This window comes from Lacticaseibacillus casei DSM 20011 = JCM 1134 = ATCC 393 (assembly GCF_000829055.1).
Taxonomy (GTDB): domain Bacteria; phylum Bacillota; class Bacilli; order Lactobacillales; family Lactobacillaceae; genus Lacticaseibacillus; species Lacticaseibacillus casei.
The window spans coordinates 2,174,021-2,198,746 of sequence record NZ_AP012544.1 but is presented as its reverse complement, the minus strand read 5'-3'; the positions used below and the strand labels follow the sequence as shown (position 1 = coordinate 2,198,746).

The 24,726-nt window shown below is 48.8% G+C and carries 17 protein-coding genes and 1 other annotated feature; of the genes, 14 read left to right on the top strand and 3 right to left on the bottom strand.

The genetic code is table 11. The annotated features are described in order from the left end of the window. The first annotated feature begins 47 nt into the window (after positions 1–47). From rplK to LBCZ_RS16625, 10 genes are all read left to right on the top strand, one after another. Positions 48–473: a 50S ribosomal protein L11 gene (rplK, locus tag LBCZ_RS10605; protein WP_005688081.1), complete on the top strand. Its 426-nt coding sequence runs from the start codon at positions 48–50 to the stop codon at positions 471–473. Positions 474–571: 98 nt separating this feature from the next. After that, positions 572–1,261, top strand: a complete 690-nt coding sequence (gene rplA, locus LBCZ_RS10600) for a 50S ribosomal protein L1 (protein ID WP_025013295.1) — start codon at positions 572–574, stop codon at positions 1,259–1,261. 189 nt (positions 1,262–1,450) lie between these two features. Then, positions 1,451–2,824 carry an NAD-dependent succinate-semialdehyde dehydrogenase gene (locus LBCZ_RS10595; protein ID WP_025013296.1) on the top strand — a complete coding sequence of 458 codons (1,374 nt, stop codon included), beginning with the start codon at positions 1,451–1,453 and terminating at the stop codon, positions 2,822–2,824. Positions 2,825–3,249: 425 nt separating this feature from the next. Beyond that, on the top strand, positions 3,250–4,803 hold the full coding sequence (locus LBCZ_RS10590; protein WP_025013297.1) for a glycosyltransferase family 4 protein: 1,554 nt from the start codon (positions 3,250–3,252) through the stop codon (positions 4,801–4,803). Beyond that, complete coding sequence (locus LBCZ_RS10585) at positions 4,800–6,296, top strand: glycosyltransferase (protein ID WP_025013298.1); 1,497 nt, start codon at positions 4,800–4,802, stop codon at positions 6,294–6,296. The genes LBCZ_RS10590 and LBCZ_RS10585 overlap by 4 nt, the downstream gene beginning before the upstream one ends. A 133-nt stretch (positions 6,297–6,429) precedes the next feature. Then, a complete protein-coding gene (locus LBCZ_RS14990; protein ID WP_025013299.1) occupies positions 6,430–7,017 on the top strand; it encodes a KxYKxGKxW signal peptide domain-containing protein in 588 nt (195 codons plus the stop codon). Between the two features lie 26 nt (positions 7,018–7,043). Next, the gene (locus LBCZ_RS10575) at positions 7,044–7,445 is read left to right on the top strand and encodes a pectate lyase-like adhesive domain-containing protein (RefSeq protein WP_039639314.1); all 402 of its coding nucleotides are present in this window, start codon (positions 7,044–7,046) and stop codon (positions 7,443–7,445) included. A 110-nt stretch (positions 7,446–7,555) separates the two neighbouring features. After that, positions 7,556–8,608 carry an IS30 family transposase gene (locus LBCZ_RS10570; protein WP_041084764.1) on the top strand — a complete coding sequence of 351 codons (1,053 nt, stop codon included), beginning with the start codon at positions 7,556–7,558 and terminating at the stop codon, positions 8,606–8,608. Between the two features lie 162 nt (positions 8,609–8,770). Beyond that, positions 8,771–10,690 (top strand): hypothetical protein, encoded by a 1,920-nt coding sequence (locus tag LBCZ_RS16630; protein WP_052253360.1) that lies wholly within the window; start codon positions 8,771–8,773, stop codon positions 10,688–10,690. Then, positions 10,626–12,599 carry an LPXTG cell wall anchor domain-containing protein gene (locus LBCZ_RS16625; protein WP_052253359.1) on the top strand — a complete coding sequence of 658 codons (1,974 nt, stop codon included), beginning with the start codon at positions 10,626–10,628 and terminating at the stop codon, positions 12,597–12,599. Before LBCZ_RS16630 ends, LBCZ_RS16625 begins: the two co-directional genes overlap by 65 nt. 186 nt (positions 12,600–12,785) lie before the next feature. Here the strand turns inward: LBCZ_RS16625 and LBCZ_RS10560 are convergent, their stop codons facing one another. Beyond that, positions 12,786–14,009, bottom strand: a complete 1,224-nt coding sequence (locus LBCZ_RS10560) for an MFS transporter (protein WP_039639312.1) — start codon at positions 14,007–14,009, stop codon at positions 12,786–12,788. A 255-nt stretch (positions 14,010–14,264) separates the two neighbouring features. Here LBCZ_RS10560 and LBCZ_RS10555 point away from each other — a divergent pair, with 255 nt between their 5' ends. After that, positions 14,265–14,795 (top strand): hypothetical protein, encoded by a 531-nt coding sequence (locus tag LBCZ_RS10555; RefSeq protein ID WP_025012705.1) that lies wholly within the window; start codon positions 14,265–14,267, stop codon positions 14,793–14,795. A gap of 139 nt (positions 14,796–14,934) precedes the next feature. Here LBCZ_RS10555 and LBCZ_RS10550 read toward each other — a convergent pair whose 3' ends face one another. Next, a complete protein-coding gene (locus LBCZ_RS10550; protein WP_025012706.1) occupies positions 14,935–16,167 on the bottom strand; it encodes an MFS transporter in 1,233 nt (410 codons plus the stop codon). A gap of 167 nt (positions 16,168–16,334) precedes the next feature. Continuing rightward, positions 16,335–16,458: a sequence feature (ribosomal protein L10 leader region), on the top strand. Between the two features lie 31 nt (positions 16,459–16,489). Here LBCZ_RS10550 and rplJ point away from each other — a divergent pair. Together rplJ and rplL are read left to right on the top strand one after the other, a co-directional pair. Further along, positions 16,490–16,996, top strand: a complete 507-nt coding sequence (gene rplJ, locus LBCZ_RS10545; protein ID WP_010492058.1) for a 50S ribosomal protein L10 — start codon at positions 16,490–16,492, stop codon at positions 16,994–16,996. Between the two features lie 41 nt (positions 16,997–17,037). Then, positions 17,038–17,406 (top strand): 50S ribosomal protein L7/L12, encoded by a 369-nt coding sequence (gene rplL, locus LBCZ_RS10540; RefSeq protein ID WP_025012707.1) that lies wholly within the window; start codon positions 17,038–17,040, stop codon positions 17,404–17,406. 173 nt (positions 17,407–17,579) lie between these two features. Here rplL and LBCZ_RS10535 read toward each other — a convergent pair whose 3' ends face one another. Beyond that, a complete protein-coding gene (locus tag LBCZ_RS10535; RefSeq protein ID WP_039639310.1) occupies positions 17,580–18,482 on the bottom strand; it encodes a peptidylprolyl isomerase PrsA in 903 nt (300 codons plus the stop codon). Positions 18,483–18,768: 286 nt separating this feature from the next. Here LBCZ_RS10535 and LBCZ_RS10530 point away from each other — a divergent pair, with 286 nt between their 5' ends. Continuing rightward, entirely contained in the window at positions 18,769–24,651 is a 5,883-nt protein-coding gene (locus LBCZ_RS10530; RefSeq protein WP_025012709.1) for a S8 family serine peptidase, read from the top strand. Positions 24,652–24,726 lie beyond the last annotated feature (75 nt).

Below are 24,726 nucleotides of genomic sequence, written 5' to 3'. Positions count from 1 at the left end.
ACTTCTGGCCATCATAACCACATCACGGACTTAAGGAGGTATGTCTCGTGGCTAAAAAAGTAGCAAACATTGTCAAACTCCAAATTCCTGCTGGGAAAGCAACCCCAGCTCCTCCGGTTGGCCCTGCACTTGGGCAAGCCGGTATCAATATTATGGGGTTCACCAAGGATTTCAATGCACGTACGGCTGATCAAGCCGGCATGATTATCCCGGTTGTCATCACGGTTTATGAAGATCGTTCATTTGATTTCGTAACCAAGACCCCGCCGGCTGCAATTCTTTTGAAGAAAGCTGCTGGTGTTGAACATGGTTCCGGCGAACCGAATACTAAGAAGGTTGCTAAGGTAACCAAGGCTCAGGTCAAGGAAATCGCCGAAACAAAGATGCAAGACCTTAACGCTGCCGATGTTGAAGCGGCTATGCGCATGGTTGAAGGAACGGCTCGTTCGATGGGCTTCGAAGTCGAGGACTAAGACGCACTGTTCGGATTCTCAGTGAAAACTGAGGTAATCAGGTGGAAGGGAGAAAACTGATCTCCCAGTGACCACATTTGCAAGGAGGAAAACCCAGAATGGCTAAAAAAGGTAAAAAGTATTTAGAGGCTGCTAAAGCGGTTGATTCAAACAAGCAGTACACCCCTGAAGAAGCGGTTAATCTGCTGAAGAAAATCGACTATGCCAAGTTCGACGAAACCGTTGAAGTTGCCTATCGTTTAAACGTTGACCCAAAGCAGGCTGACCAACAGATCCGTGGCGCAGTTGTGCTGCCAAACGGAACCGGTAAGACGTCGAAGGTCATCGTTTTTGCCCAAGGCGACCAAGCCAAGGCTGCCGAAGACGCCGGTGCTGACATTGTCGGTGCCGAAGATTTGGTACAAAAGATTCAAGACGGCTGGTTGGACTTTGATGTTGCGGTTGCAACACCACCGATGATGGCTCAGGTTGGTCGTTTAGGCCGGGTACTTGGCCCGAAAGGCTTGATGCCTAACCCGAAGACCGGCACCGTTACCATGGACACTGCCAAAGCTGTCAATGATATCAAAACCGGCCAGGTTGCTTATCGTGTTGACAAGGCTGGTATTATCCATGCCCCAATCGGCAAGAAGAGCTTCGATGCTGACAAGCTGCTTGAAAACTTCAAAGCCATGAACGACATCGTTTTGAAGGCACGCCCAGCAAGTACGAAGGGTATCTACATCAAGAGCCTGACCCTGACGTCCACCATGGCGCCTGGTATCAAGGTTAACCCGACTGACTTCTAAAATAATGATTATTTTGAGACTCGCTGAAACTGGCGGGTCTTTTTCTTTTGCGTTAAATTAAAGTCGGCGTATGCCCTTGGGATGCAAGGGATTTGCCAATTTTGCCGGCCGCGGGAACGGTATGTAGTTGGCATCTATCAAGGGAATACGCTATGATTAAGTAAGGACACGAAGGGAGCGTTTACAAAAGTGGCTTATCAAACCGTTGATCCGAACACGAACACTTTAGAGAAGACTTATGCGAACACAACGCCTGTGCAAATCGGCGAGATGCTGACAACCGGGCATGCGTTTTATAAGGAACAGCGTAATCTTGATCCGGCAACGCGCGCTGCAACATTACACGCAGTTGCCGCTTATTTCCGGGATAATGCAGATGAAATGGCTGCGATTATCACCAAAGAAATGGGCAAACGCACGGAAGAGGCTTTAGGTGAAGTCGAACTTTGTGCTGAAATTGCGGACATGTACGCTGACCGGGCGCCGGCACTGTTGAAGCCGCAGCCGATTGACAGCACGGCTGGCGCTGCAGTGACGAATCACGTTGCTACCGGAATCGTGTTTGGTGTCGAACCCTGGAACTTCCCGTATTATCAGTTAATGCGGGTTTTTGCACCGAACTTCATGGTTGGCAATGCCGTCATCATCAAACCAGCAAGCAACGTACCGGCCAGCGGGCTCGAATTTGAAAAGGCCGTACTGGCAGGCGGCGCAGATAAAGGCGCTTTCCAAATTGCCTTAATCGGGCACGATGATACCGAGACCTTCATCAAGGATCCGCGGGTTGCCGGTGTTTGTCTGACGGGTTCTGAAGGTGCCGGTTCGCATGTTGCGGCGCTTGCAGGCAAATACTTAAAGAAATCGTTGATGGAATTAGGCGGGATGGATGCCTTTCTGGTTTTAGACGGCGCCGATCTTAGCAGCGTCATTCCGGAAGCGGTCAAGACGCGACTGATGAACTGTGGCCAGGTCTGCACCAGTTCCAAACGGTTTATTGTGCTAGATAAGTACTATGACGATTTTGTAGCCGGGTTGAAGAAGGGCTTTGAAAGTGTCAAAATCGGCGATCCAAGCGATCCTTCAGTTGACGTTGGCCCATTGAACAGTCAAAAGGCCAAGGATAAGCTTCAAGGTCAGGTTGACACGGCGATCGAGCACGGTGCCAAGGTCGTTTACGGCAATACGCCAGTCGATCTGCCGGGCGCCTTCTTCCAACCGACAATTTTGACAGACATCGACAAGGATAACCCTGCTTACCACACCGAATTATTTGGCCCAGTTGCCTGTGTCTACAAGGTACATTCTGAAAAGGAAGCTATTGAGCTTGCCAATGATGTACCTTATGGCCTTGGCGGTGCCGTCTTTGCCGGCGATACCAATCATGCCGCAGAAGTTGCCGCGCAGATTGAAACCGGTATGGTCGGTGCTAATCAAAGCCAGAGTTACAATGCCGAATTGCCATTTGGCGGCGTCAAGAATTCCGGTTACGGTCGGGAACTTGGCGATTTGGGGCTATTTACATTTGTTAATGAACAAACCGTTACGCGGGCACTGCGCAAGTAATCGTTATTTCCATGTGTGTTAGGTGGTCATTGCACCGTGGCAGGTTGAGCCAAAGAAGCTTTTAAATATTTCCAGAAAACGCCATCGCAATTTTGTTGCGATGGCGTTTTTGCTTGTCACCGTGAGAGAAATTCGGGTTCGTAACGCGCGAAAGTCAGCATGAAAGTTAAAAAGTCAAAAATTGGAACCGTTTTCATGACAGTGGTGTGTTAATATTTTTGACAATAATAGTATTATATAAATGTAGTATGTGTGTCACTATTTAAATATTTATGAAAAGAAGTCCTTTGAAAGATTGGTCCAGTGGCTTTCATAGGACTTTCGTTGCCTTTGGCAGGAGAGCATATAATCACGTTTTTAGATTTTTTTGATCGTATTTGCCCTTTTACTGACGGAGGAGCTTTTCAAATAAGGAGTGGTTGTGAGTGAACTATTTCATCAACTTCGGTATGCCCGCTAGTAAATCCGGGATTGAGCATGCTGAACTTAAGCGCAAGAGTCTTTTTGATAAGCACAAGGAGGCCTACTGCTTTTTGCTGCGGGACTGGTCGCGGGATTTACATACAAATACAGCTAACGCAGGGATTACAGACGAACATCTGATTAACATGTTTGATTATTACCAGGACACCTGTCATGTTGATCAGGCTCAGCTTTTGCCTGAAGAGGTTGACTTAGGTCTTAAAGATCTTAAGTACGACGACGAGTATAAACGTAACCGCGTTTTGGTTTCTCGAGCTGATGGTCGGTTGGCTGCGCGAATTAACTATGTCCGTGAAACTAGACAGGTTGTTTCAACTGAACTTTTTGATGGCGTTGAAAACCTTTATCAGGTTGCATTTTATGATTCACGCGGGTTCAAGTCATTAATTCAGTGGTACACGCCAGACAACAAGATAGGCAATGAAGAGTGGCTGACATTGGATGGCCGCCCGGTGATTAAGGCATTTAACAAGAAAGGTGAGGACGGCAAAATTAAGCAAACCGGATGGATCCTGACCGATCGTAAAGGCAAACGTTTCCAGTTTGACACGATTGATGCGTTCTTTGAGCACTTCATCAATGACGTCAATGAAAGTGGCGAGAATGTCTTTATTTTAGATCGCTCGTTACTTGCGGATGAAGCCCTCATTCACTTAGACAAGCCGGCATATACAGTCATGCATCTGCACAATTCACATGCCGGCGATGCCCAGCGGCCGATGGATTCAGTTATGAATAACAACTACGAATACGCCTTAGTCAATGGTGCTAAGTATTCGGCCTTTGTATCGGCAACTAAGAAACAAGCCGTTGATGTTACGAAACGTTTTCCATATATCACCAAGTCCTTCGATATTCCGGTTGGTATTGTTCGGGATGATGTTCTCAATCGGCAACGCATTTTGTCCAAGAATCGTATTTTTGGCAAGGTCATTGCGGTTGCCAGAATTGCACCGGAAAAGAATCTGGATAACTTAGTCCGGGCGATTGCGATTGTGCATAAACAAACGCCAGAAGTGACGCTTGACCTGTATGGTTACCCCGACGCAACAAATAACTATGCGGAGAAGAAGAAGATCGAAAAGACGATTAAGGAACTGTCGCTAGAAGATGTCGTTACCTTCAAGGGTTATACGGAGAACCTGGAGAGCGCTTATAACACGGCACAGATTTTTGGCTTGACCTCGATCATGGAAGGCTTTGATCTCTCCCTGCTGGAAGCCATTTCGCACGGCGTTGTTGGTGTCACTTATGATGTCAATTACGGCCCGAACGAAATTGTCGAGGACGGTGTGAACGGCTATGTCACTCCGTATGGCGATATCAAGGCATTAGCCGAGAAGATTCAGTCGTTATTCGCTGATAAGGACAAAATGCAACAAATGAGCACCAACGCTTACGAGTCGGCTAAACGCTATTCGGAAGAAAACGTTTGGCACAAATGGCAAAATCTCCTACAAGACGCAGAAAAGACGGAAGGAGGTGTCGCGAAATGATTTACATGGTTGGCGAAAATGTCTTCACTTTTAACTCCGGCACTGAATTCTCCCAGATGCAGCGGCTCAAGGCTTTTAAACGCAACGGGATTGAAGCAAAGTTGTTGGTGCGAAACTATAACCGATTCTTATATCGCGATGCTTCCCGAGCTGGCTTGGCCAAAGATGACTACATCAATATGTATGACTATTTTCAAGGAGTTGTTGGCCTTGAACGCAAAAAGCAGGAGCTCCGCTTGCTGGATTCCATTCCGTTGACGAAATACCACGTTGTCGGCATCGATAACAATTTGACAACGATTGATCTTCTGGGTCGAACCATTGCCAAGATTGCTGTTATGCCGGAAACCGTGGGCTTGGTTGGCAGCATCGATTATTTTGATCGATTTGGTAATAAGGAACTGACTGAGTTCTGGGATTGGCGCGGGTTCAAATCGATGGAGCAGAATTACAATCCTGACGAAACGGTTGCTGCCCAGAAGTTCTTCGATCGGCAGGGCCATGTGGTGCTGGAAATCGTGCACATGAACAAGAATGGCAAGCTGGCGCCGACGCTCTGGAAATTAATGAACTATCACGGTCATGACTACGCGTTTGATTCTGAAGACAGCTTGTTCCTGTTCTTCATGAACGAAATTACCAAGACAACGCCGGGACTCATGATTTCGGATCGGCGGACACTTGATGCAGCCGTGAAGCAGGTGGCGCATGCAACAGGGACCATTGCTTATATTCATGAAGGTGATCTGTTTAGTGAAGGTGAAGGCAAGAAGAAAGTACCTAACCATATTTACGACGAAGCACTGGACGAACAAAAGCCATTCAATGCCGTCTTCTTCGCCACCCGCGAACAGGCTAAGAGCCTGAGTTCTAAGTGGCCGCATTTAACGATTAAGTCATCACCGGACACATTTGCTGAAGTACAAGCCGATAATCAGTCAGAGCCTGAGCATCCACATTTAACCTATATCGGTCGGCTTTTCCCAGACAAACACATTGCTGAGTTGATTGATGCATTCGAACAGGTCCACCAAGCCCGTCCGGACGCCGAATTGTTCCTTAAAGGTTATTTCTCCGATGATGATTACCATCACGAGATTACCGATAAGATTCACAAGAAAAAGCTCGATGATGCCGTTCACTTGGTCAATTACAGCAATGACAATCACGACATTTTGGCGAAAACCACCGTGTTTGTTTCAGCGGCAAAGTCGGAGGCTTTTGGGATGAACAGTCTTGAAGCGATGGCGGCCGGAGTACCGGTTGTCGCGTATGGCTGCCTCTTCCTGAAGAACAACCTTTTGATCAATGATCAGAACGGATTGGCCGTCGACAACATGACGCCAAGCAATTTGGGCAAGGCGGCACTTTCGGTATTGCAAGATGAGCAGCTGTATCACCGGTTACAGGCTGGCGCGTTGAAGACCGCAGCCCAACACTCAGAAAAAGCATTTGTTGATGAATGGAAATCAGGGCTTTCTGAATTTCTTTAAGTCAATGTTCAGGTAGTTGTGAGCAGCATATTCCGGAAAGGAGATGGTGCCAAGGGGGAACTGCTTTGAGGAGAATGGGTCGGAAACTAAGCATTTTTTAGCTTGCTCAATTATTTTTGAGAGGATCTTGAGTATGAAAAAGGTAAAGAGAACGAATGTTTTGGTCGAGAAGAAACGATACAAGATGTTCAAGTCGAAGAAAAAGTGGTTAATTGCACCACTCTTCTTCCTTGGCGTCGGGTTGGGAACAGCCTTCGAACCAAACGAAGTTAAAGCTGATGTTCAAACGCCCAGCAGTTCCGTCTATACTGAAGCGTCTTCATCGGGAGCTAGTAGCGGCCAAAGTAGCGCCAGTAGCAGCCAAACCAGCAGCGTTGCAAGTTCTAGCCAAGGCAGTGCAAGCGTTGCGAGCGCCAGTCAAGGTAGCAGTAGCGTAGCCAGCGCCAGCCAGGGCAGTAAGAGCGATGCTAGCGCCAGTGCTTCAAGCAGCAGCAAGAGCAACGCCAGCGATGGCAGTGCTAGTCAAGGTAGCAGCAGTTCTGCCAGCGATGGTAAGAGCAGTAATAGCGCGAACAGCAGCAGTGCCAGTCTGACAAGTGCCGCTGAGAGTGCTGCCAGTGCATCAAGCGCCAGCGCAAGCAGTGCTAGTGCTGCAAAAGCTGCACAGAGCACACTGCAGCAAGTTCAGATGCAACTGATTCAGGCTCCAGCGTTGACGTAAGCACGGCTTCTGATTTTAATGCGGCTATGGCGAACTCAGCTGTCAGCGAGATCAATGTTAAGTCTAGTTTCGTTGATGACGTATCAGGTGCTGATCGACAGTCATATGCTTATCGCCCGAACCTTGTCATCAATGGTAACGGAAACACGATTGATTTTCGCAAACACTGGTACGAGCTAGATGCAAAGGCCAATGAGAGTGAAAGTCTTACGATCAATGACTTAACCATGTACGGCTACAGTTACTGGGGCCCGGTTACCATCATGGGGGTTAACCCTAACTCAGGCTATGATCATTCAGTGACCTTCAATAACGTCACCTATACTGGTGCCCAATTAATGTATGGGCGAACTACGAAGGTTTACATCGACGGAAAGACAACGGTTAATTCCGTAAAATCCTATATTTCACCGTTCCGCGCATTTTAGAATCAAGTTAGCCACTGTCTCAAAATTTTTTGGACAATAAAAAACATCAAGAACAGATATCCTGTATCATTGAAGTTCCTACACAAACAATGGAAGAGGATATTGTCTTGATGCAGAAACAGGATAGCACACACCGCCAAAAAGGTCAGCACTTAACATCACTCGAGCGCGGAAAAGTGGCCGGATTCCGCCAAGCTGGGAAGTCCAATCGTTGGATTGCTGCTGAAATTGGCGTCTGCCCGCAGACCATTAATAATGAAATCAAGCGAGGTACAGTAGATCAGGTCAAGAAGAGTAATGGCAAGCGCGTCTACCATCGACAATACCTGCCAGAGGCTGCTCAGGCACGTTACGAGACTGCACGCTTGAGCTGCCATCGTCCTGACAAGTTCGCCAGCGTACAGGTCTTCTTAGCCTGGTACGTACAGCGAGCTAAGCAGGACAAATGGTCGCCGGATGCTTCAATCGGCTATGCCAAGCGGCACAAGCTGTTTACTCCTGAAGAGCTTGTTTGTGCCTCGACTTTGTACCAGTACATTGACGACCAACGCCTAGAGATTCGAAATATCGACCTGTTGGAGAAGACTAAGCGGAAGACCTCTCACCAGCACCACACCAAGGCTAAGCGCCTGGCTGGCCGCAGTATCGAGGAACGGCCTAAGGTCGTTGAACGACGCAGGCAGTTCGGTCACTGGGAGACGGATACCATTGTCGGTAAACGCAATGGCAAGGAGAGCGTCATCTTGACTCTGATTGAGCGCAAGACCCGTTGCCAACTTCTCCGCTTGATCGAAGGACGAGATGCAGACTCTGTGAGCTATGCATTGCGTGGAATCAAGCGCGAATGGGGAGCTTGCATCAAGACCATCACAGCCGACAACGGACCCGAGTTCACCGCCTTAAATACTGCTTTTGCTGGGACGGAAACTGAGATCTTCTACGCCCATCCTTACACGTCCTGCGACCGTGGCACCAACGAGGCACATAACCGGATGATCCGCCAGGACTTCCCTAAGGGCATGTCCCTAGATGACATTAGCCCTAGTCAAGTGCAGGCCACGCAAGACCGCTTGAATCAGTTGCCTCGCAAACAACAGGGCTACTGCACACCCCAGCAAAACTTTGAGGCCGAAGCTCGGCGCGTTCGCCGCATGGCCCAGTAGTCTCTCTAGCGCCACAACTTCTATTTGATAACGGCCTGTTCTGGGATTGTCCTCAACGACTGGCTAACTTGTTCTTGCAATTTACGTATTTCACCGTTCGATCAATCGAACCAATCAACTCAGCCCGGTGATGGTGGCCAGCAAAACTTTGAAGTTAGCTACATGGAAGTCAAAAGCGGTGCTACTTATACGGGTACTACTTATAGTGGCACGGCTGTTCAAGTTCACAACGGTGGCTCGTTTATTGTCGATAAAGGTGCGACCGTTGACCTACAGAGAACCAGTGCGGTTGGCGCCAACGAAGACGGTTTTAATGCACTGATCTATACAAGTGGTTCAGTGGAGTTTAAAGAAGGATCGAAGGTTACTCTTAATAAGAATAAGCTTCAAGAAACTAACTTCTCACCGATTTATATCGACACTGGTGCCAATTTAACAGTCGACAAAGATGCAGTTGTTAATATCGATGGTGCGACTGGTAACACGCCGATTAAGATTGTCGGTAATGGTACTGTCAACCTCAATGAAGGTTCATCAATGACCATTAACCAAACCGGAGATACGTTCGGCACTAATGGTGTCATTAATATCGCTGGTAGTGGCGGCTTTTATGTTGCGAGCGGCAGCACCCTTGCCATTAATGTGACAGGGACAGATGCAGCTTCGATTAATGTCATCAAGACGACGGGTAGTAGCCAATTGAGTTTTGCCCAGGATGCAACTGCTAAGCTGACTATTAATGGTGGCACAGGTATTGCCTATGTACTCAACATCGGCAATAACTCAAAGATCAATATTTATATGCCGAAGTCAATTCTTTTCAGCATTGAAGGTAATACGAATAGTGCTTCTAGTATCTTCGATGTTACTGGCAGTGGTGCGTTAACTGGCCAATATGTCAAGATTATCCCTGACAATGGTAAGAATCCTTTTGGCCCATATAAATCTGTTTCATATGCATTAAGTGGTAAGGGTTCTACATCAACGAAAGCGACGGTTCAAGGATTAACTCCGGACGCTGAAACTTCAGGCGAGGACCTTGCTGATGATTTTGCAACTGATACTAGCCTTGAATTCGTAACAGCCGCAGACAATTTTGTAACCGTTGATCCAGTTACCAACGAAACGACAACCCTCACAGGTAAAACCGGTGCGGATGGTTATGTAACGATTACCGGGTTAAAGGGACTTCCTGCTGGCACTCTGATGGCAGACCCATATGATTCGACCAAGTATTTAGTACAAGCTGATGACAATGGGAACTGGAGTTATAAGCTGCCTGCCGGTGTCACATTGACAGCAAATACATCCTTTAAAGTGGTTTCAAGCGATGCCTTCATCGTTAAAACCGCAACGGTGGTTGTTAATGATGCCGAAACACCAAAACAGGCTTCTAGTGCTGCTGATAGTTCAAAGACAACGAGCACTGCCGCTGACGGAACTAGTTCGCAAGAAGCAGCAACAAACAGTTTTGCAAGTGCTGCAGCAAGTTATGCAAGTGAAGCGGAGACGATTGCCAAGAGTCAGGCTTCTAATGCGACGATTCAGTCACTAGCAAGCGATGCCCAGAAGCAGGCAAGCTTAGCATCTGACGCCGAAGCTGTGGCAAGCAAGAACTCGACCGCCGCTGCTGCAGCAGCTAAATCTGCAGCAAACGCCGCCAGTGAAGCATCATCCGCGGCTGCTGCTGTAGCCAGTGACGATGCCTTAGCAAGTTCTGCCGCCGCTGCATATGACTCATACGCAGCCGAAGCCAGTGCTGCTTCTGCAGTCAATGACTCGGCAGGTCTTGCAACAGCGTCATCTGCCGCAAGTGCTGCTGCTGCGCAAATGAATGGGGCATTGTCTGACGCCCAGACAGCCGCAAAAGTAGCCGCAAGTGATGCAATCGTTGCAAGTAGTGCAGCCGTTGCAGCTGCAGCCGCTCAAAGCGAAGCCGTCAAGAGTGCGGCAGCTGCATCAGCTGCAAGCAAGCAGGCACTCGATGATTTGAATAAGATCAAGGATGCATTAAACAGTGACGCCAGTGGTGCCAGTTCCAGCGCTAGTCAAGCTGATAGTGCTTCAACCCACAACGCATGAATATGCGAGTGCTGCAAGTTCAAGCGCCAGTGAAGCTGGTTCCTATGCAGACAATGCAAAGTCCAGTGCCAGTGATGCCACGGGTCAGTCAAGCACAGCCGACAAACATGCAAGTACAGCTGCCTCAGCTGCTTCTGAGTATCCAAAGGATAGCGGGATCCAGTCGTATGCGAATGCGGCCAAGAGTGCTGCTGCTCAAGCAGATAGTAATGCAAGCATGGCCAATAGTGCTGCCACAGCTGGATCAACTGCTGCCAGTGATGCCAGTGACCAAGCGAAGACAGCTGCCAGTGCTGATACAGATGCAAGTACTGCTGCAAGTACTGCAAACAGTGCTGCCAGTGCTGCGGGCAGCGCATCCAAGGCTGGTGACAGTAAGGCTGCCGCTAGTTACTCTGCTGCTGCCCGTGCTGCTGCAGACACTGCCAAGAGTGCTGAGTCCGTTGTCAGTGCTGCCGCGGGCAAAGCAGCTTCCGATGATTCATTAGCATCATCTGCTGCTAAAGCTGCGGCTGGTTATGACAAAGCTGCCAGTGACCAAGCAAGCATCGCTTCGAGTGCGGATGCTAAAGCAAGTAGCGCAGCCAAAGATGCTGATAGTGCATCCAGTGCCGCATCCAGTGCAGCGAAGGATGGTAACAGCAGTGCTGCCAGTGCCTTCTCTAGCGCCGCAAGTGCTGCCTCGAGCAGTGCCAAGAGTGCCGAGAGTCAAGCAAGCAATGCCGCAAGTGCTGCAGCTTCTGATGATTCGGTAGCTTCCAGTGCCGCAAGCGCTGCAAGCACTGACAATTCGGTAGCATCCAGTGCTGCAAGTACTGCAAGCAGCGCGGCTAGTGCAGCTGAAAAGTCTGCTGCCGATAAGTCTGCTGCCAGTTCCAGTGCTAGTGGTGCCAGTTCCAGTGCAAGTGGTGCTGATAGCTCATCGACAGCAACTTCGAGCTATGCAAGCAACGCCAACTCTAGCGCCAGTGAAGCCAGCTCATATGCAAGCAACGCTAGTTCCAGTGCTAGTGAAGCAACAAGCCATGCAAGCAGCGCTTCGAGTCAAGCAAGTGCCGCATCGTCAGCTGCTTCTAACTACCCAAGTGATAGTGGGATCAAGTCTGATGCAAGCACGGCTTCCAGCGCCGCAAGTACCGCAAACAGCGCGGCTAGTCACGCCAATAGCGAATCATCGACTGCTTCGTCAGCTGCAAGTGATGCAAGCAATCAGGCAAGCATTGCTTCAAGCGCTGATTCAGTTGCAAGCAGTGCAGCAAGTACCGCAAACAGCGCCGCGAGTGCTGCATCCAGTGCCGCTAACTCTGGTGACAGCAGTGCCGCAAGCAGCTATTCCAGTGCCGCAAGTTCCGCAGCAAGCACTGCATCTAGCGCTGAAAGTACTGCAAGCAGTGCTGCAAGTGCTGCTGCTTCCGATGACTCAACAGCTTCCAGTGCCGCAAGTGCTGCAAGCTCAGATAACTCGGTAGCCTCCAGTGCTGAAAGTACTGCAAGCAGTGCCGCAAGCGCCGCAGCAAGCTCAGCCGCAAGTCACCACGTCTTACCTGATACCGGTGGCAACGGCTCATCGTCCAGCAGCTCATCATCAAGTGCAGCTGGTGGTAACGGTGGCAACGGCAGTGGCGCGCAGCCAGGCAACGGTGGCAATGGTGGCAACTCCGCTAATGGTGGAGGTTCATCATCGCAAACCGGAAATGGTAGCAGCAACACGTTGCCAACAACCGGTGGTACAACGGGTCAGACAGGTTCATCATCGGAAAACGGTAATAGTGGCAAACACACATTGCCGCAAACCGGTGAGGCAAGCGATCAAGATGCTCCTGTTCTCGGTCTGCTTATGGTCAGTCTGATGGGATTGTTCGGCCTTGCAGGAACCAGACGTCGCAAGGATGACAAAGCATCAAAGTAAAGCTGAGTAACGATGGTCGTTAAACACTGTTACGCGACTAAGCTTTGACACAAATAGAGAGTGGTGTGAGGAACGTTTACACGTTTCTTGCACCACTCTTTTTGCTTGGCATTAAAAAGAGGGCAGCCGAAATGGTTGTCCTCTTTTTTTAATTATTCTAGATGCCGGTATGCGTAAAGGCGTTTATTATGACTTTGACGGCGCTGTCTCAATCGAATCAACTAACTTGACCCCCATGGTTTCCTGTCCCAAAAAGACAATGGCGACGATAGCGATGAGGATGGATGCGGTAAAAATGGCAAAGATGCTGGTGACTGACCAGTTGGCGCCTAACAGGTGGCCGACAAGCAGGGGACCGACAATACCGCCGATGCGGCCGATGCCGGCTGCCATGCCTGAGCCGCTGCTGCGGACGATGGTTGGGTATTGTTCCGGTGAGTAGGCGTAGAGGGCACCCCATGCACCAAGGTTGAAGAATGAGAGCAACATACCGGCAGTTAATAGCATTGGCAGACTCGTTGCCATTCCGAAGGCCAGTGCACTGGCGGCAGTGCCGAGGAGAAACAGGCTTAAGACGAGCTTACGGCCCCATTTTTCGATTAACCATGCGGCTACAAAATAACCGGGCAATTGTGCTAACGTCATGATCAGCACATAACCGAAGCTATTAATGAGGCTGAAGCCTTTAAGCACCATTACACTTGGCAGCCAAAGGAACATGCCGTAATAGGAGAAGACGACCATGAACCAGACAATCCACAGCATGATGGTTGAGCGCACGTAAGGCGGATGCCAGAGTGTCGTGAGCGTTTTGATCAAGCTTGGGCGGGCAACCTTTTTGAAGGCGCGTGATTCGTTGATGCCTTCGCGGAAGTAGAAGGCGTATAGGCCGGCTAAACCGGTCGCGAAAACGGCAACGCGCCAGCCCCAGACTGGCATGATGAAGTAAGAGATAATGGCTGCTAGTAACCAGCCGGCCGCCCAGAAGCTTTCTAACAATACAACGCTACGGCCGCGTTTCTCGACCGGCACACTTTCGGAGACCAGCGTAGAAGCCACTGGCAGCTCGCCGCCAAGCCCGGCGCCGATGATAAAGCGTAAAACAAGAAAAATACCATAACCCGTTGCAAAAGCGGAAATGCCGCTTCCAATCGAAAAGACCAATAGTGTGAGAATGAGGATAGCTTTGCGGCCAAAACGATCGGCCATCATTCCGAACAAAATGGCGCCAAACGCCATGCCGATCGAACTGACGCTGCCGATCCACCCCATTTCAACAGTACTTAGTTGCCATTCCTTATGTAAGGCTGCGATAACGAAACTCAGCATGCCCACATCCATCGCGTCAAACAGCCAGGCAATGCCAATGCCGACGATCAACCGCGCATGACTCGGTGCTTTTTTTGTCATTTTTATCCCCCTTGATGAATACCATCACAAATTAGGTGTCTTGACACCCGCTTGTATGAGCTTAATTTCATCAAAAAAGGGGGATTCTGTCAATAAGAATTTTCATGAGATGCATCACAAGCGGATAAGACCTCAATGATTTCAAGTGTTTAGAAAGCAAAATAATTTTCAAAACTTGTATCAACCTTGGGGAATGAACGATGCTGCATGTTAAGATGGAACAACATAGCAAAAAAGCGAGGAAGGCAAAGTTTTATGAAGAAAATCACAGAATGGTATTACGGCATTTCACTTAAGGATCGCTTCAAGCAACGAACTTATGACGCGATCATGGGCCGCAACATGCTGACGGCAGAGTTAATGCTGCTGATTGCCAGTGCGACGGCCATTTTTATTGATGCCAATAGTTTGAAAATGATCACTGCAAGCACATGGATTCTGTTGCTGGTGACGATGATCATTGGCTTGATGAACACGGTTAGCTTACATTACTACCGACTGCAGGTGATTGAAGTTGATACGCCTGAAGCCTATCACCAGTACGTTTGGCTGGCAGTTGCCCGCGGCGTTTTGTCTGCGCTGATGCTGGCGGTGGCGATTTTTGCGATTGAAATGGCTTATGAAGCCGCGATGGACATGAACCCGCTACCGCAATATTACCTGACAAATCATTTCTGGATCGGCGTGATGTTGCCAATCGCGTACGGCATTTGCCGGTTTGGTTATGGGTACCTGCATTTGCATGGCACTTGGGAGCACAAAAAGGATACTGAGGATAACGGCTGAGACCAGATAGACGGAGGCCGGAGCAAATTCCAGAGTTATTCGAAGTACGCAGACATCAAAAAGATTCCGCAGACAAATTTAACGTCTGCGGAACCTTTTTGAATACAAATATTCTGTTACCACTTATCACAGCAGACGATTATTCCTGCTGCTGCGGGCGGCTGGACCAGATGTGCGGAATGAACGTCCAGACCATCACAAGATCAAGCGCTAGGCACAAAGCGGTAAAAATGAAAACGCCGTTGTAGTCGAAAATATTGGAGATAAAACCACCAGCCAGTGATCCGGCCATGGAACCAAATGCCTGAGCGCTTTGATTCCAACTGAAAACCGTTCCGGTATAGCTCACCGGTGTCAGTTTGGAAAGCAGGGTCTGGATGGTTGGGAAAAGTGCGCCATCCGAGACGCCGATCATGAGCCGGAGAAAGCCTAGTGCCCAGATGCTGCCGACAATGCCTTGAGGGATGTACATGATGACGGCAAAGATCAGGCCACTGACCAGAATTTTGCCGGAACCGATCCGGTCACCTAACTGACCTAAACGCGGGGCCGCCATTAAGTTCGAGATCCCGGGCAGTGCTGCGATAATGCCGGCGACAACTGTGATTGGCCCGACGTTGTGCATTAACTCTTTGACGTAAAGACTGATAATCGGGTAGATCGACATGTTGCCCAGCTGAATGATCGCGGTTGAGATGAGGAGCACCATAATCGCTTTAGGGTTGCTGACTTGGGTAAGCAGCCCCGGCCGTTTTTCCTTTTTCAACAGGCGCGGATCAGGCGTATAGTGTTCGTGAACCATCGTGAGACTTAGAACAAACACGATCAGCAGCAACGCGCCGGTGATGATGAAGGTCAGCCGAATCGAGAATGTCTGGGCGAGAAAACCGCCGAGAATCGGACCGATTAAATTACCGGAAACATAACCGGTTGTGAGAATGCCAATCGCCGTTCCGCTTTTGGCTTTCGGGGTTTCGGTCGCAATTAACGCGCTGGCATTAGGAATATAGCCTGCCGCCAGTCCTTGCAGAAAACGCAGCGCGATTAACGCGTAGACATTGTGCACGAATCCGCAGGCGCCAATGATAATTGCCATGCCAAAACTGGAACGCAATAACATGAGCTTACGGCCGCGGCGATCAGCCAATCGGCCCCAAAGCGGACTGACAATGGCAACGACCATGAAGGTAACCCCAAAGGTAATCCCGGAATAAATACTGAGTTGGCCTTTCGTAAAATTGCCGAGTTGGTCGACATATAATGAGATAAACGGCGAGACCTCACTGAAGCCCATGCCGGCGATGAAGGTACCAAGCCATAAGACAGCCAGATTTTGCTGCCATGGTTCGAGACTTTTAAGTTTACTTGGCAAGATCGCCAACTTCCTTTCAGAAAAATAGTTACCCAACTAATATAACGCAATCAAAAAAGGGATACAATTGGCGCGACTGCAGAAAAAACAGAATTGAAAATTTAGTCGGATTTAAAATACACACCAAATAATTTTGACATGCCTTGGTTACCATGGTATTCTACTCGTTGTGATTAGTCACTCTGCCTAAGACTCAGGGGGCGTAAAAGCCTTAATCATCCTGCCGAGGTGGTATCGGAAACATAAGATACCTCTATGTCTTGGTAGGCATGGAGTTTTTTTATTGCTAAAAACTTCAACCAAACTAATGGAGGTGAAAAACATGAGTGAACAAGCTATCGCAAAAAAAGCTGAACTCGTTAAGACGATTTCTGAACAATTCAAGAATGCTACCAGTGCTGTCGTTGTTGACTATCTGGGCTTAACGGTTGAGCAAGTAACCGCATTACGTAAGGAACTGCGCGAGGCCGGTGTCAAGATGGAAGTTCTGAAGAACACCTACCTGCGTCGTGCCGCTGATGCCAACGGTTACGAAGCATTGGACGATGTTTTCAAGGGCCCTACAGCCGTTGCCTTCTCCAATGACGATCCTGTTGCTCCGGCACGTATCATGGCCAAGTACGCTGACCAATTTGATGCATTGCAGATCAAGGGCGGCATCATCGAAAATAAAGTTGCTTCTTTGGACACCATTATGGAAATGGCCAAGATGCCAGATCGCGAAGGTCTGTTGTCGCAACTTGCTTCTGTCTTGCAGGCACCTGTCCGCGACTTTGCACTTGTTGTTAAAGCAGTTGCAGAAGCCAAAGACGAAGAACCTGCTGCATAATATGACGTTACAAACTATTTAAAAAACGGAGGAAACAAAACATGGCTTTAGATGTAGATGGCATCATTGCACAACTTAAAGATGCTTCCATTTTGGAACTCAATGACTTAGTTAAGTCAATCGAAGATGAATTCGGTGTTAAGGCAGCTGCTCCTGTTGCTGCCGGTGCCGCTGCTGGTGGCGACGCTGCAGCTACCAAGGATACCTATGACGTTGAATTGACCGAAGCCGGCCAAGAAAAGGTTAAGGTTATCAAGGCTGTTCGTGAAATCACAGGCCAAGGTCTGAAGGATGCCAAGGGTCTGGTTGACGCCGCTCCTAAGGTTATCAAGGAAGGCTTGTCCGAAGACGACGCTAACAAGATCAAGGAACAGCTTGAAGAAGTTGGCGCAACGATAACTTTGAAATAATTAAGCTTCATTTTCGAAAAGGCACCTCGCTCAGTACAGTCGTTAAGGCTGTGGTTGAGCGGGGTGCTTTTTTGATGGTTGTAATTTGGCGATGGTGAATCGACTGGTTTTATGGAATCGATACCATAAGTTTTAACGCAAAAGAACCCTGCGGTGACAGGATCCATATGAAACTAATCCTTCGCGACATTTTGCTTGTAACTATCCAGCGCGTCTGACAGATCTTTATCTTTGATCGTCACGTGCTGGTCTTTCAACACCTGACTAATCACCCGTTGCATGACGCTGGAATTGCGCGACCATTTTGCGTAAACACTAGCTGTCAGCGCTTTTTTATTACTTTCAAAAGAGCCTTTAGCCGGATGGTTGACCATCTTGATAACCTCATAGCCGTTGGTTACTTTGACCGGTGACTGGGTATAATCGCCATTTTTTAACTTGTATGCTGCATCTTTAAAGGTCGAATCAAAACTTTTGCTGCTGGCTTCAAAGCTGGCTTTCCCGCCGTTGTCTTTGGTTGCGGTATCAATTGAATATGTTTTGGCTAATGTTGTGAAATCTTTACCAGCTGCTAAATCGCTGATGACTTGCTTGGCCGTCGCTTCATCGCTGGTCAAAATATGTTGAACGGTGACTTTGGGTTGATAGGTTTTCCACGCTTCTTTAAGTTGGCTGTTGGTGACTTTCTTAAGCTTTTTAAGTGCGACTTCGCTTAACAGGTTGGTACGAATGCTTTGCCGAAAGGTGGCTTTGCTGAAGCCGTTTTGCGTTAAGAAGCTGGTGAAGTTTTCACCGTATTGGTTTTTATAGCTGTCGTAAGTGGTGTTGACGGCTTTGGCACTGACGGATTTGCCATATGCATGGTCTAGTGCGCGGTAAATCAATAAATTAGCCAAAACTGTTTTGGTTGTGGGTGATTGTTTGAGTTCTTTGTATAAACTCGCTTGGGTAACCTGGCCACCTGAATAAGTTGCAACAGTCGGATCATCCGCCTGTTTGGTTTGGCATCCGGTTAGTAGCACGAGTGATGCGGCCATCGTGGCTAACAAGCCTTGAACGCGCAGTTTATTTTTCATTTCATTGATCCCCCTATGACAAGCTGACGGCATAACGTGGTTACATTTTAACGTTTAAAATTAAAAAACTCAATATATTTCCTCATAATCACATAATCTAATTTTTGAATCGAAAAAATGAATTCTGATTCCTTGATGTGACAAAGATAGATGAAAATTTACAGATAATAAAATTAAGTTAAGATTAAGAAAATTGTTGAAAGTCTTTTTTAATCGTATATAATCCTAACTATATCGAGCAGGGTTTTGATTGGTTGTGGAACTACCGGGAATTGGAGGGTATTGGATGCAAACGAAAAAGAAAGGGCTATCTATTCTCTTAGCCAGCACTGTTGCATTGGGCGCGCTGGCGGTTTTACCGGTCGGCGAGGTCCAGGCTAAGGCAGCTATCTCGCAACAGACCAAGGAAAAGTCACTTGCAAAGACCGTTGCGGCCGGACAAACGGCGACCGATACAACAAGCGCCGTCACGAATCAGGCCATTGCAACCCAGTTAGCGGCAAAAGGCATTGATTATCACAAGCTGAACAAGGTGCAACAGCAGGATACTTATGTGGATGTGATTGTTCAGATGAGTGCAGCACCTGCATCTGAAAATGGCACCTTGAAGACGGATTACTCCAGCACCGCCGAGATTCAACAAGAGACGAACAAGGTCATTGCCGCGCAAGCAAGCGTGAAAGCCGCGGTCGAACAGGTGACCCACCAGGCAGCCGGGGAAAGTTATGGCTATGTGGTCAATGGCTTTACCACGAAGGTCAGAGTGGCGGACATTCCGCAGTTGAAGCAAATTGCCGGTGTCAAAACCGTCACACTCGCCAAAGTTTATTATCCGACCGATGCCAAGGCCAATTCGATGGCGAATGTCCAGGCAGTTTGGTCCAATTACAAATACAAAGGTGAAGGAACCGTTGTTTCAGTCATCGATACTGGCATTGACCCGACGCACAAGGATATGCGGCTGAGTGATGACAAAAAGGCCAAGCTAAAGCGAGCGGATGTCGAACAATTTACCAAAATCGCTAAGCATGGCCGGTATTTTACCGACAAAGTACCGTATGGGTTTAACTATGCGGATAACAATGACACCATTACCGATGATACCGTCGACGAGCAACACGGGATGCATGTGGCAGGGATCATCGGCGCAAACGGTACCGGCAGTGACCCGACCAAATCGGTTGTCGGCGTCGCTCCGGAATCACAATTGCTGGCGATGAAGGTGTTCACCAATTCAGACACTTCCGCAACGACGGGATCATCGACGTTGGTTTCGGCAATTGAAGATTCGGCCAAGTTAGGAGCTGATGTGCTGAACATGTCGCTTGGTTCGGTTTCCGGCAACCAAACGCTTGCAGATCCGGAAATTGCCGCGGTCCAAAATGCCAATGAATCCGGCACGGCAGCGGTTATTTCTGCCGGGAACTCCGGCACATCCGGCTCGGCAACCGAAGGCGTCAACAAAGATTATTATGGCTTGCAGGATAACGAAACAGTGGGCAGTCCCGGGACGGCGCGTGGCGCAACCACTGTGGCGTCGGCTGAGAATACCGACGTGATCGGTCAAAGCGCGACAATTACCGACGGCAGTGGGCTGAAACTCGGGCCGGAGACGATTCAACTTTCAAGCAACGATTTTATCGATAGTTTTGACAAGAAGAAGTTCTACGTGGTGAAAGATGCCACTGGTAAACTCAGCATCGGCGGCGCCAGCGATTACACGGCCGACGCCAAAGGAAAGATTGCCATTGTCAAGCGCGGCGACATTGCATTCACCGACAAGCAAAAGTATGCCGAAGAAGCAGGCGCGTCCGGTTTGATCATTGTCAATAATGACGGGACAGCTACTGCGCTAACCTCGATCAAACTCGATGCGACCTTCCCGACATTTGGTTTGTCCAGTGTCACCGGCCAGAAGCTGGTTGATTGGGTAACGGCGCACCCGAATGATGAATTGGGTGTCAAAATCGGGTTGGCCTTGTTACCTAACCAGAAATACAACGCCGACCGGATGTCAGATTTTACGTCTTATGGTCCGGTTTCCAATCTGGCCTTTAAGCCGGATATCACGGCGCCAGGCGGTAATATCTGGTCCACACAAAATAACAATGGTTACACTAACTTGTCTGGCACCTCGATGGCGTCGCCGTTCATCGCCGGCTCACAAGCCTTGTTGAAGCAAGCACTCAATAACAAGGACAATCCGTTCTACGCTGACTACAAGAAGCTAAAAGGTACGGATTTGACCGATTTCCTTAAAACCATTGAAATGAACACCGCCCAGCCAGTCAATGACATCAATTACAACAACGTTATTGTCTCGCCGCGGCGGCAAGGGGCAGGGTTTGTCGATGTTAAGGCTGCCATCGATGCGCTGGAAAAGAACCCGTCGACGGTTGTTTCCGAAAATGGCTATCCGGCAGTTGAATTAAAAGATTTTACCAGCACCGACAAGACGTTCAAGCTGACCTTCACTAACCGCACCAAGCATGAGCTGACTTATCAAATGGACAGTAACGAAGATACCAATGCTGTCTATACTTCCGCGACCGATCTAAATTCCGGTGTGCTTTATGATAAAAAGATCAATGGTGCGGCGATTAAGCCAGATGGCGAAATCGTGGTACCGGCAGGCCAGTCAGTTCAGGTGGGCTTCACGTTATCGTTGCCTAAATCTTTTGACCAACAGCAATTTGTCGAAGGTTTCCTGAATTTCAAAGGCAGTGACGGTTCACGATTGAATCTGCCATATATGGGCTTCTTTGGTGATTGGAATGACGGCAAGATTGTCGATAGCATTAACGGCCAGACTTATGCGCCTGCCAGTGGTAACTACGGGACCGTGCCTGTCATTACCAGTCGCAAAACAAAGAATCAGTTTATTGGCGGTTTGGTGAACGATGCCAGTGGTAACCCGACGATTGATGAGAAGGCCATCGCTATCTCCAGTAGCAAGGATGCTATTTATAACGGAATTAGCATGCAGTATTATCTACTGCGCAACATCAGCAATGTTCAGGTTGACGTGTTAGATGGGCAAGGCAATAAGCTGACAATGCTTAGCAGCTCGACCAATCAGACGAAGACTTATTATGATGCGAATGCTGGTATGTACATTTATTATCAGGCGCCGACTTGGGATGGCACTTACTACGATCAGCGTGATGGCAACATTAAGACTGCTCAAGATGGAAGCTACACGTATCGACTTTCAGGTGTTCCTGAAGGCGGCAACAAGCGGCAGACTTACGATGTGCCGTTCAAGCTTGACTCCAAAGCGCCGGATGTTCGCAACCTGTCGTTAACCTCCAAAAATGAAAACGGGAAAACGGCGTACTATCTTAAAGTCGAAGCCAAGGATGAGCTCAGTGGATTGGATGCAGCAAAGGATATCAAAACATCCATTAATGACGTCACCAATCTGGACGGGACGTTCACAACGACCGGCACAACTGCTGACGGTTACACACAACTCGAAGTGCCTTTGACGGATAAACAGGCGCAGGCTTTAGGCGAAGGTGATAATCAGGTTGAAGTTTACCTCACTGATAACGCATCGAACCCGACGTATCAATCGGCCGCGGTTCAGAAACCGGGATCAACGACCTTCAGTCTGATTGTCAATGGCGGTGGGTTACCGGATAAGATTTCAAGCACAACCGAGAACTATGAAGCGGGCAAGCAAGGCGGTAAGTATACCTTTAGTGGCACGTATCCTGCGCCGGTTTATGGCACCTACACCGATGCACAAGGCAAAAAGCATGACCTGACGACCTCGTATGATGCTGCAACTAATAGCTTCACCGCCTCTATGGCATTGACGGCGGATGATTATGTCACCAAGGTTGATCTGTATGCCGACAAGGCGCACACACAGTTGCTAAAGCATTTTGACACCGATGTTCGCCTGACCGCTCCGACTTTCCGCGACTTGAAGATCAACAATAACCAAGACCAGACCTCTGAAAGCACGGTTAAAGTCACCGGAACCGCCAGTGCGGATGCGAAGCAAGTCACGATCACGAACGGCAGCACCAAAACACCGGTAACGTTGGATAACAAGCATCAGTTCAGTGTCGACGTGCCGGTCAACTATGGTGACAACACGCTGAAAGTGACAGCTGAAGATGAAGATGGCAACACCACGGTTAAAGAGCAAAAGGTAAATTCGACCTATGACCCTGACGTGCTAAAGGACGCAGTGACCTTCGATGAAGGTGTTCACTTCGGGGCGAACGATCTGTCGAACATTAAGCAGGTCAAATACTATGATGCGAAGACCGGGATCGCGACCATCACCGGTAAAGTCAAGCATCCAACCACGACACTGCAGGTTGATGAGAAGCAAGTACCGATTATGAATGATCTGACCTTCAGTTTCACGCTGAACTTAGGCACCGCGGGACAAAAACCGTTTGGCGTTGTTGTCGGCGATACGACCCAAAACAAGACTTTCCAAGAGGCTTTAACGTTCACTTTGGACGCGATCGCACCAACGTTGTCCTTGGATCAGCCAACCGACAAACCGGTTTACACGAATGATCCTAATTTCGGGATTACCGGAACAGCGACTGACAATGTGAATTACCTGGAACTTGCGATCAACGGCAGCAATGTTGCCAGTCAGTACGCCGATGTCGATATGAACAGCGGTAAACCGGGACATATGGCAATTGATCAGACTGTGAAACTGCTCGAAGGTAAAAATGTTTTAACCGTTGCGGTTACTGACAGTGGCAAGAATGTCACCACCAAGAAGCTGACGGTGTATTACGAACCAAAGAAAACCTTAGCTGAACCAACTGTCACGCCAAGTACGACCGATCCGGCTAAGCAGGTGACGTTGACCGCCAAAGCCGCAGCAACTGGTGAAACCGTTCAATACAGTGCGGATGACGGCAAGACGTATCAGGATCTTCCGGCAAATGGTCTAAATGCGACGGCTAATGGCACCTTTAAGTTTAAGGCCGTTGACTTGTATGGCAATGAATCGCCGGCGGTAGACTATGTTGTTAAAAATATCAAGACGGATGATCCGGCTCAGTTACAGCAGGCGAAAACGGCCTTGCAGGATTTGATCGCCAAGGCAAAGACAACAGCCGCAACCGGCAAGTATCTCGACGCTTCGCTTACAGCGCTGAATTCCGCAGTTACGACGGCACAAGCGGCACTGGATCAAAGTGATGCAACGGTCGATTCATTGACCGCTGCTAATAATCAGTTAACGACGGCACTCAACCATCTGGTGCTTAAACTGCCAGCCGATCAGCAAGACGCACTGCTTAATAAACTGCAGTCGGCTAAAGATGTTCTAGGAACAACGTTTAGTGGTCAGACAAATTCAGCAACCGGAATGACATTCAATGCCGAGTTAGACGCGTTGACTGCAGAAACCAAGGCCGGCACGAGCACCGCCGACCAACTTGATGCCAACTTCAATAAGATGTTGGATGCGGCCCTGACGCAATTGGCGAAAACAGTTAAAGACGGCACCCCGGCATCGGTTGGCGATACTAAGGACACTACCACTGGTCTGACTTGGTACGCAGAGATTGATTCCGCGTTGAAAGCTGGGACGACAGCAACCACTGACACACAGAAGATTGCTCAGTTACAAGGCTTGTTTGGCTTAAAGACCAAAATTGCTGCGGCGGTTGAGGCTGCTAAACAAGCTGGTGACAACGGTAGCAATTCGAATAACGGTGGCACAACTAACGGAGGCAGCGGCAGTAGCTCCAATAATGGTGGTTCAAGTGGCGGTGATACCCACGGCGATTCGAACAACGGTGGCGCAACTAACGATGGCACCGGTAACGATTCGAATAATGGTGGTGGCGAAACGCCGAATCCAGGAACCGGAAAGGGCCAAACGCCAGGTGATGGCGGTGGCACGCCATCTGACACAAAACAACAACCATCGACACCAATCGGCGACGGGACGCAACCACTAGGAACGGCTGGGAAAGATGACACGACACCGCAACCACCGACATCAACTGGTCAAGGTGGTGGCACTTCCTCACACGGTACAAATCAGCAAGCATCCAAGAAAGACACCTTGCCGAAAACGGCTGAAGTCACTCAGACAGCCGGGTTGGCATTCCTCGGCGCTTTCATCACAAGCATCGTCGGGTTTCTTGGGGTTAATCGTCGGCGTAAAGAACATTAACGACGGGCACTGAGCTCAGTGATTCTCGATATTAACTGATCGTCACGAAGTTCAGGTTCGTGGTTCCATTTTCAA